This window comes from Clostridium sp. AF02-29 (genome assembly GCF_934835585.1).
Taxonomy (GTDB): domain Bacteria; phylum Bacillota; class Clostridia; order Lachnospirales; family Lachnospiraceae; genus Otoolea; species Otoolea fessa.
Map to the genome: position 1 here is coordinate 1 of NZ_CAKVZK010000005.1, position 18,188 is coordinate 18,188.

Here is an 18,188-nt window from a genome sequence, read left to right on the forward strand (position 1 = left end):
TCCTGCTGCCACCACGTTTTCTTACGGCACTTTCGGTTCCAAAAGTGCCTACCCATAAACAGTAACCTTCAAATTCTACTTTTATTTTACCAGCTTAGCACTTACACCAGATCCAGCGCCACTTCCATCATATTGGTAAACGTCTTCTCGCGTTCTTCTGCCGTCGTCGCCTCTCCGGTCACTGCCGAATCCGATACGGTCAGGATACAGATCGCATTTGCGCCCGCATAGGCAGCGTTGCTGTAAAGTGCCGCCGACTCCATCTCCACTGCCAGCACACCCATCTGCGCCCAGGTAGTTCCGGTCGGCTCAAGCGGTGGATTGTAGAACATATCGGAACACAAAATATTACCGACATGATATTTTAAATTTCTCTTTTTCGCAGACTCAACCGCCTTTTCCAGCAGCTCATAGCTGCACACGCAGGAATAATCCCCCGGCAGGCAAAACTGTTTTACATAGTTGGATGTCGTACAGGAGCCCATCGCAAAAATAAGCTCGCGCACCTTTACCTCCGGACGCAGCGCACCGGCTGTTCCGATCCGGATCAGATTCTTGCATCCATAAAAATGAATCAGCTCATACGAATAAATTCCCATCGACGGACAGCCCATGCCGGTTCCCATGACAGACACGCGTTTGCCCTGATAATAGCCGGTATAACCGTACATATTTCTCGTTGTATTGAACTGTTTTGCATCCGTCAGAAAATGTTCTGCGATATACTTTGCCCGCAGCGGATCGCCCGGAAGCAGAATTGTCTCCGCAATCTCGCCCTGCTTTGCCCCGATATGAGGGGTCGGTGTGTTCTGAAGTTCAGTCATATGAAATACCTCCTTTTTTTCTTTCTGTTTTGTTCTAGCTTCTCGCCCGGCTTCCCTTGCCGTCGCGGTGGCCTATTTTCAAACGGCTCAAATGAACCGGTTTTTCTTTATACATAACGATCGGATCGTCCTCGGTGCCGTCCAGCAGATGGATTGCCTCCAGCGACTCGGTACGTCCCAGCTTGATGCCGCGCACACCTTTCGCATTCTTCTTCATCTCCGATATCTCCTCGATCGGGAATCGCAGGAAGATACCGCTGGTTGTCTGGATGACCGCCTCTCTCATGCCGTCCGCCGACTGTACCGAGAGAAGCATATCATTCTCCTGAAGCTTGGTCGCCGCCACTGTCCGGTTATTTGTCTCAAATTCCCCGCCCGGCACGATCTTGATCATCGCATCTTTCGTTGCAAATAATAGCTTCTGTCCCTTTAACTGCGCCGCATTCACCACACAGACCGGACGTTCTTTGGTACCATCAAATTTACTCAGGTTATCAATCGGCACACCCTTATCGCGCAGCTTTCCAAACGGAATCTCCGTCACCTTCACCTGATGGAATGCACCCAGATCCGTAAACAATCCAATCTTATCCGTCGTATGGCACGACAGTACATACATATTCTCCGTGTCCACTGTCTCCCGGTTCCGCTCGTAGATCGACGGTTCCAGAATCTTGCAATAACCAAACTTGTCCAGCACGAACACGCCCGGTCTGGCGCTCTCCGCCGCCTCGTCATACACCGCCTCGCGTCCATCCTCGATCTTCGTCCGGCGTTCCACTGCAAACTCTTCCTTGATTGACCGAAGATCTTCTTTAATCACCTCGTCCATCGCCTCACGGCTGCCGAGAATCTTCTGGTATTCTTTGATCTTTCGAAGTGTCTCTTTGTACTCCTTCTGCAATGCCAAGATCTCCAGGCCGATCAGTTTATAGAGACGCATTTCCAGAATCGCAGATGCCTGTTTCTCCGTAAAATGAAGCTTCTTGGCGTCTTCCTCAAATCCCGGTGTGCGGAACTGTATTTTGGAAATATCGCCCTCCATCAGGCAGGCTTTCGCATCTTTCAGATTCTTCGAACCGCGCAGGATCGCGATAATCAGATCGATGCAGTCGCAGGCTGTGATCAGACCTTCCTTGATCTCCTTCTTCTCCTGCTCCTTTTCCAGAAGCACCTGATACTTGCGGGTATTATTTTCATACTGGAAATCCAGGTAATTCTTTAAGATTCCCTTTAAATTCAGCGTCTCCGGGCGTCCATTCGTGATCGCCAGCATATTGACGCCGAATGTATCCTCCAGTTTTGTCTTTTTATACAAAATATTCTGGATTTTCTCAATATCCGCATCTTTCTTGAGTTCCAGAACAATCCGGATTCCTTCTTTATTCGATTGGTTGGAAATATCCACCACATCGGCAAGTTTCTTGGACTCAACCAGATCTGCGATATCCGACAGACATTTATTGATGCCCGCGCCGATCATCGTGTACGGAATCTCCGTGATCACCAGCTTGTCCCGGTCAGAACGGCGTTTTCCAAGCTCCACCTCCATCCGGGCACGCAGCTTGATGCGCCCCATTCCCGTCTCATAGATCGCCGGAAGCTCACTCTTATTCGCAATGATGCCGCCTGTCGGGAAATCCGGTCCCTTTAAGACGCTCAGAAGCGCTTCCGTCTCCATCTCCGGCTGATCGATATACGCCATCACCGTATCGATGACCTCGCCCAGATTGTGCGGCGGAATGCTGGTACTCATGCCGACCGCAATTCCCTCGGCACCGTTAATCAGAAGATTCGGCACACGGACCGGCAGAACCTCCGGCTCTTTCTCCGTCTCATCGTAGTTCGGCACAAAGCGGACGGTCTTATCCAAATCCTTTAAATATACTTCCTCCGCAAACTTCTGGAGACGCGCCTCCGTGTAACGCATCGCCGCCGCCCCGTCGCCCTCGATAGAACCAAAGTTTCCATGTCCGTCTACCAGCGGCATTCCTTTCTTAAAATTCTGGGAAAGCACGACCAGCGTCTCATAGATCGAACTGTCGCCGTGCGGGTGGTATTTACCCATCGTATCACCGACGATACGCGCCGATTTCCGGTGCGGCTTGTCGTGCCCCAGATGCAGCTCCCCCATATCGTAAAGGACGCGGCGCTGTACCGGTTTCAAACCATCCCTCGCATCCGGGATGGCGCGGGCCGTGATGACACTCATCGAGTAGTTCATATAGCTGCGCTGCATTTCCTCTGAATATTCTGTCGTAATGATCGTTTCAGCCATTCTATTTTCTATCTCCTAAATTCCTGTCATATACTTTCATAATCGTAACTGTTCAGTGCCTTCACAGTTACTCATAATCTTTCTATTAAGCATCTATCTCCGCCTCATCCGCGTGATCGTAGATAAACTGCCGTCTCGGCGGCACGTCGCTTCCCATCAGCATCTCCGTGATCTCCGACGCCATCCGGGCATCCTCGATCTCCACACGCTTGAGCACACGGTTCTCCGGGTTTAACGTCGTCTCCCAGAGCTGTTCCGCATCCATCTCGCCCAGACCTTTGTAGCGCTGCAGGGTAAATTCTCCTGTGTGGGTTCTGCGGTAGCGCTCCAATGCTTTCTCATCGTATAGATACTCTTCTTTTCCCTTTTTCGGAATCACCTTAAATAACGGCGGCATCGCAATATATACGTGCCCGTTCTGAATCAATTCCGGCATAAAACGGTATAAGAAAGTCAGGAGCAGCGTATCAATATGGCTTCCGTCCACATCGGCATCCGTCATCAGGACGATCTTGTGGTAACGCAGCTTCGCAATATCGAAATCATTGCCATATCCTTCCGAAAAGCCGCAGCCAAACGCATTGATCATCGTCTTGATCTCGGCATTCGCCAACACCTTGTCCATCGAAGCTTTCTCCACATTTAAAATCTTGCCCCGGATCGGCAGGATCGCCTGATAGCGGCGGTTTCGTCCCATCTTAGCTGAACCGCCCGCGGAATCTCCCTCGACAATGAAAATCTCACATTTCTCCGCCTCGCGGCTCTCACAGTTTGCCAGCTTTCCGTTGCTGTCAAAGGAAAAACGGGATTTCGTCAGCATATTGGTCTTGGCGCGTTCCTCTGCCTTCCGGATCTTTGCAGATTTCTCCGCACAGGCGATGATCGCCTTTAATACCTCTAAATTCCGGTCAAAATAAAGCTGCAGCTCGTCCCCTGTCACGCTGAACACCGCTTTTGTCGCATCGGCACTCGCCAGCTTTGTCTTCGTCTGCCCCTCAAAGATCGGATCCGGATGCTTGACCGCCACAACCGCCGTCATGCCGTTTCTCGTATCCGGTCCTGTAAATTTTGTATCTTTTTCCTTCAGGATTCCCAGCTCTTTCGCATAGCTGTTGATCATCTGGGTAAAACGCGTCTTAAAGCCCGCCAGATGCGTGCCGCCCTCCTGTGTGAAAATATTGTTGCAGAAGCCAAGTACATTTTCCTCAAATGCATCGACAAACTGGAACGCCACTTCAACCTCGATCTGGTCGCTGACGCCCTTAAAATAAATTGGATCATGAATCGGCGTCTTCGTGCTGTTCAGCTCGCGCACATACGCCACGATGCCGTCCGGCTCCGAATAAGTCACCTTTTCAGCCTCGCCTGCCCGCTTATTCTCATAAAGAATCGTCAGCTTCGGGTTCAGATATGCCGTCTCATGCAGGCGGCTCTTGAGCCAGTCCGCCTTGAACCGCGTTTTTTCAAAAATCTCCGGATCCGGCAGAAAATTGATCTCTGTTCCGGTCTCTCTTGTCTTTCCAACCACCGGCAGAAGACCATCGATCAGCTCAACCGTCGGGATGCCGCGCTCATATGCATCGTGATGGATCTGTCCATTCTTATATACATTGACCTCCAGATGCGCTGAGAGGGCATTGACAACCGACGAACCGACGCCGTGCAGACCGCCGCTCGTCTTGTACGCATTGTTGTCAAACTTGCCGCCCGCGTGCAAGGTCGAGAGCACAATTCGCTCCGCTGCCACACCCTTTTTATGCATCTCCACCGGAATACCGCGTCCATTGTCCCGAACGGTGCAGGAGCCGTCCGCCTCCAGCGTCACGCGGATCTGGGAACAGGCGCCCGCCAGGTGCTCATCGACCGAGTTATCCACGATCTCATAGATCAGGTGATTCAGTCCCTTCGTTCCCACACTTCCTATATACATACCAGGACGCTTACGGACAGCCTCCAGCCCCTCCAGAACCGTTATGCTGTCCGCATCATACTGTGTTTTACCCATAGATTCATTCCTCCTGTGCCCGACCTTGGAATAATATTTACTGCCTTTTACACGTATGATGCAAACGGCAGCTTTTATTTCACTGGTCAAGCTGATTTCTTCCACTTATAATACGTATTTATTTTATGACTTTGAAATCATGCAAATAGAACATTCTAACTCTCTGGCATCACACCCGCCAGCCATTGTTTTATAGACTTTTCATTAGCGAAAAAGTAGTAAACCGTTCTCATTTACTATAAAATATTAGTAACTGTTCAGTACCTTCACAGTCACGCGCAAAAATCCATTAAAAATTGCCTGCGGCAATGGGATTTTTGCCTGCTAGCCCATGTTTTCGTACGGTCAGCGCAGTAAATGCGCGGACCTACTGAACAGCTACAAATATTATTACATAAATTCAAAAATTTTGCAACGCATTTTTCAGAACAAATGTTCGCTTTTTCAGGCAACCGGATTCCATGCCAGCACTGCCAGCTTTCTTTTATCCCAGCGCCACATCCAGAATCATCATCAGCACAAATCCAACCGCAAATCCGATCGTTCCCATATCGGAATGACTGCCCTGCGCCGACTCCGGAATCAGCTCCTCCACAACCACGTAAATCATCGCCCCTGCTGCAAGCGCCAGGAGAACCGGCAGAACCGGTTCCAGATAGCGGTACGCGGCGATCGTCGCAAGCGCCCCGATCGGCTCGACGATACCGGAGAGTGTTCCCATCGCAAACGCCTTTTTCCGGCTCATCCCCGACTCACTCCGAAGCGGCAGGGAAATGATCGCTCCCTCCGGGAAGTTCTGAATCGCAATTCCAAGTGAAAGTGCCAGCGCCGCTGCAAGCGTGATGCCGCTCTTTTCTGCTAAGAATCCGGCAAATACCACTCCGACTGCCATGCCCTCCGGGATATTGTGAAGTGTGACCGCCAGAACCAGCATCGTTGTCTTCTTGAGCCCGCACATATGTCCCTCCGGCTCATCACTTCCCAGATGCAGATGCGGAATCAGGCGATCCAGCAAAAGCAGCATCAGAATACCCACCATAAACCCAATGGATGCCGGCAGAAATGCCAGACGCCCCATCGCTTCGCACATATTCATCGATGGAATTAAAAGCGACCAGACCGACGCCGCCACCATCACCCCCGATGCGAACCCCAAAAGCGTTTTCTGGATGATCGGCTTTAACTCATTTTTCAAAAAAAAGACGCAAGCTGCTCCCGCCGTCGTACCGACAAACGGAATCAAAACCCCAAGTAGCGTATTATGATCCATATTCATTCCCTTCGCTTTCTTTTTTAATATCTGAGCGGTTCTTTCCCCGGAACCTTGTTTTTTTTCTTCTATTTCTCTTTGAGGTACCGGTTTGATCAAAGAAGTCATCTCAAGTTCCTCTGATTGAATATTCCTATTGTAGCATATGCACCTTTCTTTTGCACGGTTCCTTTTTATCATTAAGCCGATTTCATCCGCCAATCCCGGCTCAAATCCGATTCAAACAACCCTCTGTTTCGGCACCGGCATTCTTTCATATGTTTCGTTTACAAACGTTTTTTCACAAAACAAAAAAAGAACCAGAAACCAGGCTGTCCCTAATTTCCAGTTCTCTTTTCATTCTTTGAATACAATGATTTATCACTTTGTAATTTATTTCTGCTCAGAATTCTGTTTGATAAACTCATGAACATCGTTTACGCTTAAATTGCTCTCTTCGATCGCATCCAGTAATTCGCTTAATTCAGCTTTACGAATCTCAGCCGCTAATTCCTTTTTCTCTGCTTTCAGAGCTTTAACGGTTTCTTCTAATTTAGCCAGCTTCTCTTCTACCGCTGCCAGCTTCTCTTTGTTTACTTCTAATGCAGAACGTTTTGGTCCTCTCGGCATAATACATACCCCTTTCGTTTTCTTTGAGAATAGCACAAATCTCTTATTTGTGCAATATCGAACTTCCTTTTTTGAATGTCTTTCTCTCTGGACAAATTTCTTTTGCTTTATTATAATATCAGGTTGTATCCAAACGCAAGAAAAAAGGAGTTTGTATGAGTAATTCCAATACACAGAACGATTTCTCCAAAGGAAGTATCGTTAAAAATATCATGAATCTCGCAATCCCGATGACGCTGGCGCAGCTTATCAATGTCCTGTACAACATCGTCGACCGCATCTATATCGGGCGCATTCCCGATCACGCCACTCTATCTTTGACCGGCATCGGGCTTTCACTGCCAATTATCACGCTCGTCATCGCATTTGCCAACCTGTTTGGCATGGGCGGTGCGCCGCTCTGCTCGATCGAACGCGGGCGCGGGGATATCAAAGAAGCCGAGGCAATCATGGGAAATTCCTTCTCCATGATGCTCATTTCAGGTGTGCTTCTGACCCTTCTCTGCCTGATATTCCGCAAACCAATGCTGTATCTGTTCGGCGCCAGCGACGCTACTTATCCATATGCGAATGCTTACATTACGATCTATCTGCTCGGCAGCCTGTTCGTGATGGTCGGACTTGGCATGAACTCGTTCATCAATTCACAGGGCTTCGGGCGCATCGGCATGATGACCGTCCTTTTAGGCGCTGCCGCCAATATCCTGCTCGACCCGATTTTTATCTTTGTGCTTCACATGGGAATCCGCGGCGCGGCGCTCGCCACCATCCTGTCGCAGCTTCTCTCCGCTATCTGGATTCTGCGGTTTTTAACCAGTGACAAAACGATTCTGAAACTGAGACGTTCTTCCATGCATCTTTCCGCGCAGAGAGTCCGGAAAATCGTCGGTCTCGGTCTGTCCGGTTTTACGATGGCGATCACCAACTGCACCGTCCAGATCATGTGCAATGCAACCTTACAGGTATACGGCGGCGATCTCTACGTCGGCGTTATGACCGTTATCAACTCCATCCGTGAAATTGCAACTCTTCCAGTAACCGGCGTTACCCACAGCGCCCAGCCGGTGCTCGGTTTCAATTATGGGGCAAAAGAATACGGACGCGTTAAAAAGGCGATCGCCTTTACCTCTTTTATTGCAATTTTATATACGACCGGTATCTGGCTGATCGTCGATGGGTTCCCGGCATTCTTTATCCGCATTTTTAATCAGGATGCAGAACTCATCGCGGCAGGTATCCCAGCGATCCGCTTATACTTTTTCGGATTCTTTATGATGTCGCTCCAATTCTCCGGACAGTCGATTTTCGTCGGTCTGGGCGAATCCAAAAAAGCGATCTTTTTCTCTATTTTCCGAAAAGTCATCATCGTCGTTCCGCTGACAATCCTGCTGCCAGGTATGTTCGGAATGGGCACCAACGGCGTCTTCGCCGCCGAACCGATTTCCAACTTTGTCGGCGGAATTGCCTGCTTTGGAACGATGCTTTTAACGATTTGGAGGGAATTGACGAGGTTGCAGAAAGGGAAGAATTCTTAAAGATAGAGAGGTTATTTATTTAAATGAAAATGGCTAAAAGTTTGTGTGACGGGCTTTTAGCCATTGCTGTATATAACGATAGTTTTTACTATGTCAAAAATATACATTAATTTTTTCCATATGCTTCAATTCGACACGTATGTTCCTTACTTACCTTATCGTAATTAATTCCAACCAATAAAATATTTCCCGTATAATTTAAAATCGATTCTGGATAGTTCTTTTCTTTGATTTGCTGCAGCGCAGTCTGTGCATTCTGATTCCATTTAAGTTCAATTACCAGCGCCGGATAATCATTCTTGTACTCTGGTTTTGGTATAAATACAAAATCCGCAAATCCACGTCCTGTCGGTAGTTCCCGAACTGGTTTAAAATAATATTGCATCGAACTCAGATAAGCAATCGCGAGAACACTACTCAAAGAATTTTCATTATGATATTGAATAACAGATACATATTCATCATGAATCTTCCCGATCTGTGATGCTACTACTTTCTCATCCAAATCCAGTGTTGCATCCAACAACCTCTCCGACTCTTGCTGAAACAGAAACATCTCATTCCAGCGTTTACTTTCTACCGCCCTGGTCAACTCCTGCCGAATTTCTTCATTCGGAACAAACGCCATCCTTTTCGTCTGATCATAGCCTAAATACCCCAAATGAATCATATATGTCAGCACATCGTCTTTACTCTGAATATTCGAAATATCATTTCCAAATGTTGATGTATCTACCTTCACTTCAACTCCAGACAGCATTTCGATAATTGCCGTTTTCAGTCCGTCATAATCCATATTAATGAGCGGCACAATCGCCTCATAAGACGCGGTTTCCGACCAATAGCTCTTAAATTCACCATCTAACATGACACTCACAACTGCTTTGGGATTATAAACCTGACAATTTCTTAGAACATATCCATCATACCACGCCTTTACCTTATCAAATTCCATCTGATAGCGTTCTGAAAGTTCTTTCACCTCCGCCTCCGTAAATCCAATATACGGAGACAAGCGACCCGCGCTCAACATCGTAAATTCGTCAAAATTGTTCAGTGCCGACTGGGTTTTCTCTTTTTTAATAGGAAGAATGCCCGTCAAATAAGCAAGTTGAATATATTTGGTCGGTTCCGTTCCCTTAAACAATCCCCTCAGGAAACTTATATATTCATCCTGAATTTTCGAATTCGCCGCCATATCACGAATCAGAACATCCCACTCATCAATAATTACAACAAACTTATTCTTCGTTGCATTACAAATAAATGACAGTGCTTCTGGAAGCGAACACGTGTCACTCGGTATTGCTTCTGAATAGTATTTTCTTAATTCCTCAATCGTTTTCTCTGTAATATACGATACAACCCTGTCGGCACCCCCAGCAGCTCCTATACACCACTGGATATCCCAGTGAATCACATCATATCGGTTTAGATGTTCCTTGAAATCCGGGCTCTGACTAATTTCAAGTCCAGAAAACATATTCCCTGAATCGCAGCCCTTACTGTAATACGCTGTCAGCATATCCGCCGTAATCGACTTTCCGAACCTTCTGGGACGGCTATTGCAAATATATCCCTGCAATGTATTCATCACCTTATTGGTATACGTCAACAAACCTGTTTTATCAATATAGATTTCCGAATTCAACGCAACTTGAAACGCTGAATTATCCGAATTCACAAAAATCCCCATATTGACACACTCCTTTCGAAGCTGTTGCTTTGCCTGTTCATAATATTAATCATATTTATATGATTAATATTAACATTTGATAGTTTGAATGACAAGATCATCATTCAAAACGTTCCTCTACTTCTCAGCCATCCGAATCAGCAACTCCAATATTTTAATTGCCATCTCTTCTTCCCGCATCCAGCCATTATAAACATCCTTCATGTCCTTCAAAATTATGCTTTCATCCGCCATCTCATAAAAGCGTTCATTTACTTTTTTTATGACAGCTTCATCCGGCACATCCTCTTCCATAAAATACATACTCTCTCCATAAATTCCCTTCCTTTTACCACTCATAACATCCCCTAATACCACACTTCCAAAATTTTCTATTCTGCAAGGTGGCAGTTTGAATTCCTCTAAAACAGAATCAAGAATTCTCTTCACTTCATCCGATGCCCCTTTTCGTTTCGTCAAATAACCAGCCAGCGCTCCAAACAGGCGTTCCATTTGTCTCTTCAACTCCGCCGGGATCTGAAGATAACGGCTGTCCAATTCTATCTTCCGCCATTCAGCATACTGTGGATGCGGTTTCATCGTCTGATGCCCCGTCCTGAATTTAATAAGAGAAGGATATGGATTTTCTTTCAATATGTTTTTATGGATATTTACAAGTTCATCATAAAGCGGTCGATAAATTTCCTGCGCTCTTTTCCTATTCAATTCTTCTTTTCGCTGCTGTGCGTTGACCCATATAGACCCAAGCAATGAAAAAACAGCACCGACAACTGCTCCAAGCAATGTTCCGATTATACCTAATAGGGTTTGAGAATCTGCCCGCGTGAAAAGATTCACTTGTCCTAACAATGTCACAAACGTAAACAAAACAAGAATGACTCCACATATATAGATGCAGATTTTGAATTTACTGAAATAATATTTTAGCTTTAAAAATATCATAAATCCTCACTTCTTTTTGCAAAGATTTTTCTTGTATTGTATCATTTCAAAAAAGAATTTGCAAAGATTTACCCAATCTATTTTTCAACTTCTTTTCTTCTTGCATCCTCCCCTTACATATGCTATTCTATGAAAATAGCAATTCCAGCAAAGCGGTCACTTTATAAAAAAGAACGGCTGAGTTTTTACTCCTTAGTCGCTCTTTCATCCACACACATTTCCCGTCCGCTCATCCCCGCCATCACAATCAAAAACCAGAAAAATGACTGTCTGCAATTCATCAGCGTAAAACTTTCCGCCAACAATGCCAGCACCGCCGCGCGCTGTGCCCGATCACATCGAATCACATTTCGTACAATCCAATATACAAGCACCGCCGCCGGAATGATACCATACGAAAACCAGACATCAAAAAAACTCGAATGAATCTCATTCACATGAAATACGTCAAACACGCCCGGACTCAGCAGCTTCTCAAACCCATCATATGGAATAAACCGCTCAAAAAAGCCCTCTCCTGCCCCATATAATAAATACTGCGGTTCCAATACCAAGCGTTCTGCACTCCGATCATAAAGCAGATCATAAAGATTGCCATTTGCCAGTTTCCAAATCTTCTGCTGAATCCGCGAAAGAAGCGTGTAGCTCGTCTGGGAAACATCAAAATCAGCCCCTGGCAGGAGCCTATATACCCCAACAGCCAACAGCACCACAAAAACCGCGCCGCCTATCCACCACAGCTTTTTCCGCTTTGAATGGCAGCATCTGTCCCAGAAAAGCTGTCCGATAAGCACACAAAAGAATACAAGCAGACCGACAAACATCCCCGTTGATTTTGCCTTTCCTATCAAAAACACTCCCAACAGAAACATTCCCCAGAAGCCGATACGTGTTTTCGCCGTATAAATCGCTTTCCGCCGATCCCCCATAAAAAGTACCAGCATCATGGTAAAGATAAAAAATGCAAACTGGTTCGGATCATTGAAGGTTCCCATAAACCGGGCACCACCCCAGGATTCATGGAAATAACGCCCACGCCCAGAGAACAGAACAAGCAGCTGAAATACCATATTGATGCGGCAAATCCAGCACAAACCACGCATAAAGCCATCTGAATACAATGTCCGGAACATCCATATCAGACACGCGGAATAAATCCAATACATCGTATGCAGCGGGAACTCCCGATTGGAAGTCCGGATAAAATAGATTCCATTAATGATAGCGACAAAAATCAGAAAAATAACCCATGGGATATCTTCCCTGTAAAATAATTTTGTCCGGTTCTTCCATGCTCCATAAAATGTCATCACACAGGCAGCCGCGAAAAACAGATCTGCAATCCCAAGATTGCCGCTTGGAAAAATATAAAATTGTTTCAAAAAGACCGCTATGTAAAACAACCAACTTGCCACAATCTACTTCTTCCCTTTCGTAACAATTCTGCTTCTTTAATTATATCCATAAATTTTCCGGATAGCATCCAGCCGTTATCATCTGACTAAAACTTTCCTGCGCTGGCTCAATGTCTTCCTTATAAGTAATTCCAATCCATTTATCCGATGTAGAAAGTACCTTAACTGAAGCCGCTTCTTTTTCCAGCAATTCCGCTACGATATTCGGAAGGAGGTATTCCTTTTTCTCTGGATATTCACCTAGTTGATCTAGAAATCTAGGAAAACCTTCCCTAATATATTGTAAAAAATCCGGATATCCCGCCCACATATTCATCGAAACCATCGTGTCTGGTGTAATCCAGCCTTCTACTTCTGCATTATCGCACCGAATCTTGCCGTCTATCTTCTGAATCCCGGTTGTCTCAATTACTTTTTCAAGATGACCTGTATCATCCGCCACACAGACGCCTCTGGTCACAGCGCCATTCTCACTCAAAGTATTTTTCAGAGAAAATCCCGCCATCGCCAGAGCTATCTTTCCGTCCTCATGTTTTCCCGAAACCAGAAAATCATGCAGCTTGACAAATGCTTCCTTTCCATAATAGTCGTCTGCATTGATAATCACAAACGGCTCTTTCACGATATCCTTACAAGCCAGGATCGCCTGTCCTGTACCCCAAGGTTTCACACGCCCCGCTGGAACCTCATATCCTTCTGGCAGATCCTCCAACTCCTGATAAACATACTCGACCGGCATGACCTTAGACAATCGGTTTCCGATCACTTCTTTGAATTCTTTCTCAATTGCCTTGCGAATCACAAAGACAACCTTTGTAAATCCCGCTTCTTTCGCATCATAAATTGAAAAATCCATGATAATCTCCCCGTTGGGAGCCATTTTCGCAAGCTGCTTGATACCGGTTCCGAAACGGGAACCGATGCCGGCAGCCATGATGATGAGGGTTGTGTTCATTTTTTCCTCCATAGAATTTCTCTATATCTTAGTAAGTTATTTATTCTCTTCCTCACAGATAGTTGTCTTAGTATACGTTCTATCACTAATAATATAGCGAGGTCTGGCTTTCACTTCTAAGTATATCTTTCCAATATATTCACCCAAAATACCAAGACAAAGCAGTTGGACACCTCCTATAAAACATATTAAACTTGTCATACTTGCCCATCCATTTACGGTTTCTCCGATAAAATACTCCACAAACGACCAAAGCACTCCGATAAAACTTAATACAGCAATAACAAAACCAACTCCCGTTATCATTCGAATCGGCTTAATGCTAAGACTCGTAATGCCATCAAAAGCCAGCGAAAGCATTTTACTTAGAGGATAATGGCTCTCACCTGCAATTCTCTCATGCCTTTCATAATATACGATCGTACTTTTAAATCCAACCAGGGGAACCATTCCTCTTAAAAAAATATTTACCTCTTTATAATTTGCAAACTCCTGAAGAACCCGGGAAGATATCAGACGATAGTCCGCATGATTATAAATGACCTCCACTCCCATCCAATTTAATAGCTTATAAAAAGACTCCGCTGTAAACCTTTTGAAAAAAGTGTCTGTATCCCGCCTGCTTCTCACACCATATACGATTTCATTTCCTTTTAAATATTCTTCTACCATAGAATCCATGGCATTGATATCATCCTGACCATCACAATCAATCGATATTGTAATATCACATTGATCCTTTGATTCCATCAAACCTGCTAAAACAGCATTTTGATGTCCTCTATTACGGCTTTGTGATATACCAAGAAAGCAATCATCTTTCTTTGCCAATTCACATAAAATATTCCATGTTTGATCTTTACTTCCGTCATTCACAAACATAATTTTACTCTTAACTGATATAATGTTTCTATTGATTAATTTCATTATTTCCTGTTTGAACAACGGCGCCGTAATAGGAAGCACTTTTTCTTCATTATAGCAAGGGATTATTATATATAAAACAGGTTTATTTTTCATTATTTTCACTACTTTCTTTTTGCTTCACATTTTTTTGCAAGCGATCGTATAAAGCAAATAAAACACAGCCTACTGCACTTAAAGATATTCCAACTTTAAAGGGTGTATATTCGTATCGAAACTCTATTATATTTTCTCCTTTTTCAACTGGTATTGCTATTAACCCATTGCAATTATACATTTCTGCATCATATCCATTGACCTTTACTTTCCAAAAGCGATCATACGGTATGCTATAAAATGCAAATTCTTTCTTATCGGCTTCCAGTCTAATATTTAAAGTATTTTTTTTAGTTTCAAAATTAGAATTAGGATTTTTATTTTGTATCGTTCTTTTTAGCAGCTCCTCCCCCGCCAATTCAATATATTCCGGCGCATGTTTTAATTGTTTCTCTACTTTTTCTACATCCTGATCTTCAATTACTAAAGTATGAAGCATGACCAAAGCCCGTAGTTCCGCAGAAACTTTGTTAAATTCTGACTTTGTTATATATGAATCATATAAAGTTCCCATCGGAAGCGCCGCTTGATTTGCATATATATAAAAATCTTGATTATTCGCATTCTTTATATGCTTTATCAATTTCAGATTGCTTAATTTTTTCATCGTAACGATATATCTGGCACCCAATAATTCCTGCATTCCGACCGGACCAGCCGGAGACATATTTCCTCTGTTGATTCCAAGCGCACGATAAAAATCAAAAACAGAAGAATGGCACGTACTTATAAAAGAATTCGTTGATGGGAGTTCATTTGTCATACTAAGATTATAGTATGTATATCCAATTCCCTCATCAAAATAATATCTGTAGGGCAATACATTCCTTTTCAAAAGTGATGGAATCTCCGTCAAATAAGTAGAAACATTTTTAGAATACTGATTTGATTCAATACGGAAATTTATCCCAGTATTATCCAGCGCCCCATTCTGATAATCAAAAACACTTACTCCCAACAAACATACACTAAAAAAGATAGTAGCACCTTTATATATTTTTGTGCACTCGCTACGCTTGTTTTTGATTATGGCTGCAAGCACCACCACTCCCAAAACAGCACTCATTATATTAAGCACAAATCGGTGAATCCGAAAAATTTCTATACCGTCATAATGTATCCGTTTTAAGCAGCATAGCGCTATTGTAAACGTCAAAATGACACCCATAGAAATTATCAATCCATATTTTAAAGAATCTCTATATTTATCCGCTTTTTCACAAACTACGGCCGTTGCCAAAGACAAAAGTAAGGAAAACATAAACAGCCATCTTCCATATCTATCTGGTGAAAATGCTATAAATACGCTATTCAAAATTGGAATCACTGCCATTACAAAACAACATTTAATCAAAGAACTCAGCCAATTTTTCTCATGAAAAATATATGTCAATACAAAAGCCAATCCGAACAATGGTAAGTAAATTCCCCAGCTTCCCCAGTCATTAGACACAATTGCAGAATATGAATCCATTGATTCCGCTGGAAAAAAGAAAGCCCCTACTTCAATCAGCCATTCTTTTACCGTCATTAAAAACCAGTCCGATATTGGTAAAACAGCAGTTGCCCGCTTATTTCCCATCATGGACAAAAATGTCGGAACTACAATCACACCCGAAATCAGGCATCCCAAAATTCCTTCCCAGAAACAAGTTAAAATATTTTTTATCTGTCCTTTTTCACGCAAATTTGGAAGTAAAAAACGGAAAATATAATATAAAACTGTAAAGCAGGTAGTGCCCCAGAAAAATATCGGATTACATAACAAATTCACGGCACATGCCAGTGCAAAACATCCCTTCTTTTTATCCAATATCATTTTGTCCAAGGCAGCCAGCATAAATGGGAACAACGCTATCACATCCTGGAAATGATAAAAAACAATATTAATACATTGTGCTCCCGAAAATGCATATAACATCGCGCCTATCAATATAGCATCTTTTTTATGTAAGTATCTTTTCATCCACAATGCAGATGAATATCCTGCGACCGCAATCTTTAATATAAATAGCCATCCTATTACCCGTGGATACAATTCTGCCGGGAACAAAAGGGAAATCCAGTAAAATACACTTCCAATATTATAAAAGCCAAATGATTCTAGTAGATTTCCTCCCAAATCAATTCCCCAGCTCCAAGTTTCTCCCGACTTGATTGCCCTGTTCATCAGCATTCCAAACGGAATTTCCTCTGCCGAAAAATCATTTGACAGTGCAAAATATCCATGATTTAAAATCATTGCCGGGATCATAATGATTCCGGCAATCAAAGCACACATTATAAATGCCTCCAGCTCAGGATATCTGTTAAAATCAATCTTTTTTCTTTCTTTATATGCTGTGCACATCCATGCTCTCCTTGTGCAATAAATACTTTTCTAGTCCCTTTGGAAAATATCTCTTGTATAAACCTTTTCTTTCACATCATCCAGCGAACTGTCATAGCGATTTGCTACAATCGCCTGGCTTAATTGTTTGAATTTACTCAGATCATTTACAACGAGTGACCCAAAAAATGTCTCTCCATCCTTTAAAGTCGGCTCATATACGATCACCTTTGCCCCTTTTGCTTTAATCCTTTTCATAACTCCCTGAATCGAGCTCTGTCTGAAATTGTCGCTATTACTTTTCATTGTCAACCGGTAAACTCCGATAGTCACATTCTTTTCTTTCTCTTCTTCGAATTCGTTATCATCCTCATATCCATAATATCCGGCTAATTTCAATACCTGGTCGGCAATAAAATCCTTCCGGGTCCGGTTGCTCTCTACGATCGCTTCAATCAAATTTTCTGGAACGTCCGCATAATTTGCCAGCAACTGCTTTGTATCCTTCGGCAGACAATAGCCTCCATACCCAAAACTAGGGTTGTTATATTGGTTGCCAATTCTGGGATCCAGACACACTCCATCTATAATCTGCTGTGTATTCAATCCTTTACTTTCCGCATATGTATCCAGTTCATTAAAATACGCCACGCGCAGTGCTAAATAGGTATTTGCAAAAAGTTTCACAGCCTCCGCTTCGGTAAAGCCCATAATCAAGGTATCGATATTTTCTTTAATTGCACCTTCCTGCAGAAGTTCTGCGAATTGCTGTGCTGCTTTCTTTAACCGATCATCCTTCAAATCTGTTCCAACAATAATACGGCTTGGATATAAATTATCATATAAGGCTTTACTTTCTCGAAGAAACTCCGGACTAAAAATTATATTTTTACAATTAAACTTTTCACGAACAGAGGTTGTATATCCAACCGGAATGGTACTCTTGATAACCATAATTGCATCCGGATTATATTTCATAACCAGCTCAATGACAGCTTCAACTGCTGACGTGTCAAAATAATGTGTTTTTGAATCATAATTTGTTGGCGCAGCAATAACCACATAATCCGCGTTACTATATGCCTCTTTTGCATCAAGCGTTGCTGTAAGATTCAATTTTTCTTCTGCCAGATATTTTTCTATGTATTCATCCTGGATTGGTGATTTTCCCCTATTAATCAACTCTACTTTTTCTGGAACAATATCAACTGCCATTACCTTATGATGCTGCGCCAAAAGAGTTGCAATCGATAAACCTACATATCCTGTGCCAGCTACTGCGATTTTTAAATCTTCAAATTTTTTCATTT

Annotated in this window: 13 protein-coding genes; 1 reads left to right on the forward strand and 12 read right to left on the reverse strand. The window is 43.6% G+C overall.

Annotation, left to right across the window (positions count from 1 at the left end; translation table 11 throughout):
* Positions 1-101 precede the first annotated feature (101 nt).
* The 5 genes from deoD to PUQ60_RS02310 all read right to left on the reverse strand — a co-directional run bounded on the left by deoD (position 102) and on the right by PUQ60_RS02310 (position 6,986).
* The gene (deoD, locus tag PUQ60_RS02290; RefSeq protein WP_118472827.1) at positions 102-824 is read right to left on the reverse strand and encodes a purine-nucleoside phosphorylase; all 723 of its coding nucleotides are present in this window, start codon (positions 822-824) and stop codon (positions 102-104) included.
* Between the two features lie 34 nt (positions 825-858).
* Positions 859-3,102, reverse strand: coding sequence for a DNA topoisomerase (ATP-hydrolyzing) (locus PUQ60_RS02295; protein WP_118472828.1), 2,244 nt, complete (start codon positions 3,100-3,102; stop codon positions 859-861).
* A gap of 85 nt (positions 3,103-3,187) precedes the next feature.
* On the reverse strand, positions 3,188-5,107 hold the full coding sequence (locus PUQ60_RS02300) for a DNA gyrase subunit B (protein WP_118523004.1): 1,920 nt from the start codon (positions 5,105-5,107) through the stop codon (positions 3,188-3,190).
* A 484-nt stretch (positions 5,108-5,591) separates the two neighbouring features.
* The gene (locus PUQ60_RS02305) at positions 5,592-6,377 is read right to left on the reverse strand and encodes a ZIP family metal transporter (protein WP_118491150.1); all 786 of its coding nucleotides are present in this window, start codon (positions 6,375-6,377) and stop codon (positions 5,592-5,594) included.
* 372 nt (positions 6,378-6,749) lie between these two features.
* Positions 6,750-6,986 (reverse strand): hypothetical protein, encoded by a 237-nt coding sequence (locus tag PUQ60_RS02310; protein ID WP_022360338.1) that lies wholly within the window; start codon positions 6,984-6,986, stop codon positions 6,750-6,752.
* A 155-nt stretch (positions 6,987-7,141) separates the two neighbouring features.
* Here PUQ60_RS02310 and PUQ60_RS02315 point away from each other — a divergent pair, with 155 nt between their 5' ends.
* Positions 7,142-8,521, forward strand: coding sequence for an MATE family efflux transporter (locus tag PUQ60_RS02315; RefSeq protein WP_273401226.1), 1,380 nt, complete (start codon positions 7,142-7,144; stop codon positions 8,519-8,521).
* A gap of 106 nt (positions 8,522-8,627) precedes the next feature.
* On the opposite strand, the gene PUQ60_RS02320 is transcribed toward PUQ60_RS02315, so the two are convergent.
* The 7 genes from PUQ60_RS02320 to PUQ60_RS02350 form a co-directional block, all read right to left on the reverse strand.
* Positions 8,628-10,217 (reverse strand): AAA family ATPase, encoded by a 1,590-nt coding sequence (locus tag PUQ60_RS02320; RefSeq protein WP_273401224.1) that lies wholly within the window; start codon positions 10,215-10,217, stop codon positions 8,628-8,630.
* Between the two features lie 117 nt (positions 10,218-10,334).
* Entirely contained in the window at positions 10,335-11,159 is an 825-nt protein-coding gene (locus tag PUQ60_RS02325) for a hypothetical protein (protein ID WP_273401221.1), read from the reverse strand.
* Between the two features lie 185 nt (positions 11,160-11,344).
* Positions 11,345-12,574: a hypothetical protein gene (locus PUQ60_RS02330; RefSeq protein ID WP_273417137.1), complete on the reverse strand. Its 1,230-nt coding sequence runs from the start codon at positions 12,572-12,574 to the stop codon at positions 11,345-11,347.
* Between the two features lie 40 nt (positions 12,575-12,614).
* The gene (locus PUQ60_RS02335; RefSeq protein ID WP_118472881.1) at positions 12,615-13,529 is read right to left on the reverse strand and encodes a sugar phosphate nucleotidyltransferase; all 915 of its coding nucleotides are present in this window, start codon (positions 13,527-13,529) and stop codon (positions 12,615-12,617) included.
* A gap of 36 nt (positions 13,530-13,565) precedes the next feature.
* Positions 13,566-14,549, reverse strand: coding sequence for a glycosyltransferase family 2 protein (locus PUQ60_RS02340; RefSeq protein WP_118472833.1), 984 nt, complete (start codon positions 14,547-14,549; stop codon positions 13,566-13,568).
* The gene (locus tag PUQ60_RS02345) at positions 14,539-16,899 is read right to left on the reverse strand and encodes a YfhO family protein (RefSeq protein ID WP_118472834.1); all 2,361 of its coding nucleotides are present in this window, start codon (positions 16,897-16,899) and stop codon (positions 14,539-14,541) included. The genes PUQ60_RS02340 and PUQ60_RS02345 overlap by 11 nt, the downstream gene beginning before the upstream one ends.
* A 30-nt stretch (positions 16,900-16,929) precedes the next feature.
* Complete coding sequence (locus tag PUQ60_RS02350; RefSeq protein WP_118472835.1) at positions 16,930-18,186, reverse strand: nucleotide sugar dehydrogenase; 1,257 nt, start codon at positions 18,184-18,186, stop codon at positions 16,930-16,932.
* Positions 18,187-18,188: the final 2 nt, after the last annotated feature.

Bases quoted from the DNA above. Each gene is read 5' to 3' on its own strand.
- deoD (WP_118472827.1), bottom strand. From the start codon at position 824: ATGACTGAACTTCAGAACACACCGACCCCTCATATCGGGGCAAAGCAG.
- PUQ60_RS02295 (WP_118472828.1), bottom strand. From the start codon at position 3,102: ATGGCTGAAACGATCATTACGACAGAATATTCAGAGGAAATGCAGCGC.
- PUQ60_RS02300 (WP_118523004.1), bottom strand. From the start codon at position 5,107: ATGGGTAAAACACAGTATGATGCGGACAGCATAACGGTTCTGGAGGGG.
- PUQ60_RS02305 (WP_118491150.1), bottom strand. From the start codon at position 6,377: ATGGATCATAATACGCTACTTGGGGTTTTGATTCCGTTTGTCGGTACG.
- PUQ60_RS02310 (WP_022360338.1), bottom strand. From the start codon at position 6,986: ATGCCGAGAGGACCAAAACGTTCTGCATTAGAAGTAAACAAAGAGAAG.
- PUQ60_RS02315 (WP_273401226.1), top strand. From the start codon at position 7,142: ATGAGTAATTCCAATACACAGAACGATTTCTCCAAAGGAAGTATCGTT.
- PUQ60_RS02320 (WP_273401224.1), bottom strand. From the start codon at position 10,217: ATGGGGATTTTTGTGAATTCGGATAATTCAGCGTTTCAAGTTGCGTTG.
- PUQ60_RS02325 (WP_273401221.1), bottom strand. From the start codon at position 11,159: ATGATATTTTTAAAGCTAAAATATTATTTCAGTAAATTCAAAATCTGC.
- PUQ60_RS02335 (WP_118472881.1), bottom strand. From the start codon at position 13,529: ATGAACACAACCCTCATCATCATGGCTGCCGGCATCGGTTCCCGTTTC.
- PUQ60_RS02340 (WP_118472833.1), bottom strand. From the start codon at position 14,549: ATGAAAAATAAACCTGTTTTATATATAATAATCCCTTGCTATAATGAA.
- PUQ60_RS02345 (WP_118472834.1), bottom strand. From the start codon at position 16,899: ATGTGCACAGCATATAAAGAAAGAAAAAAGATTGATTTTAACAGATAT.
- PUQ60_RS02350 (WP_118472835.1), bottom strand. From the start codon at position 18,186: ATGAAAAAATTTGAAGATTTAAAAATCGCAGTAGCTGGCACAGGATAT.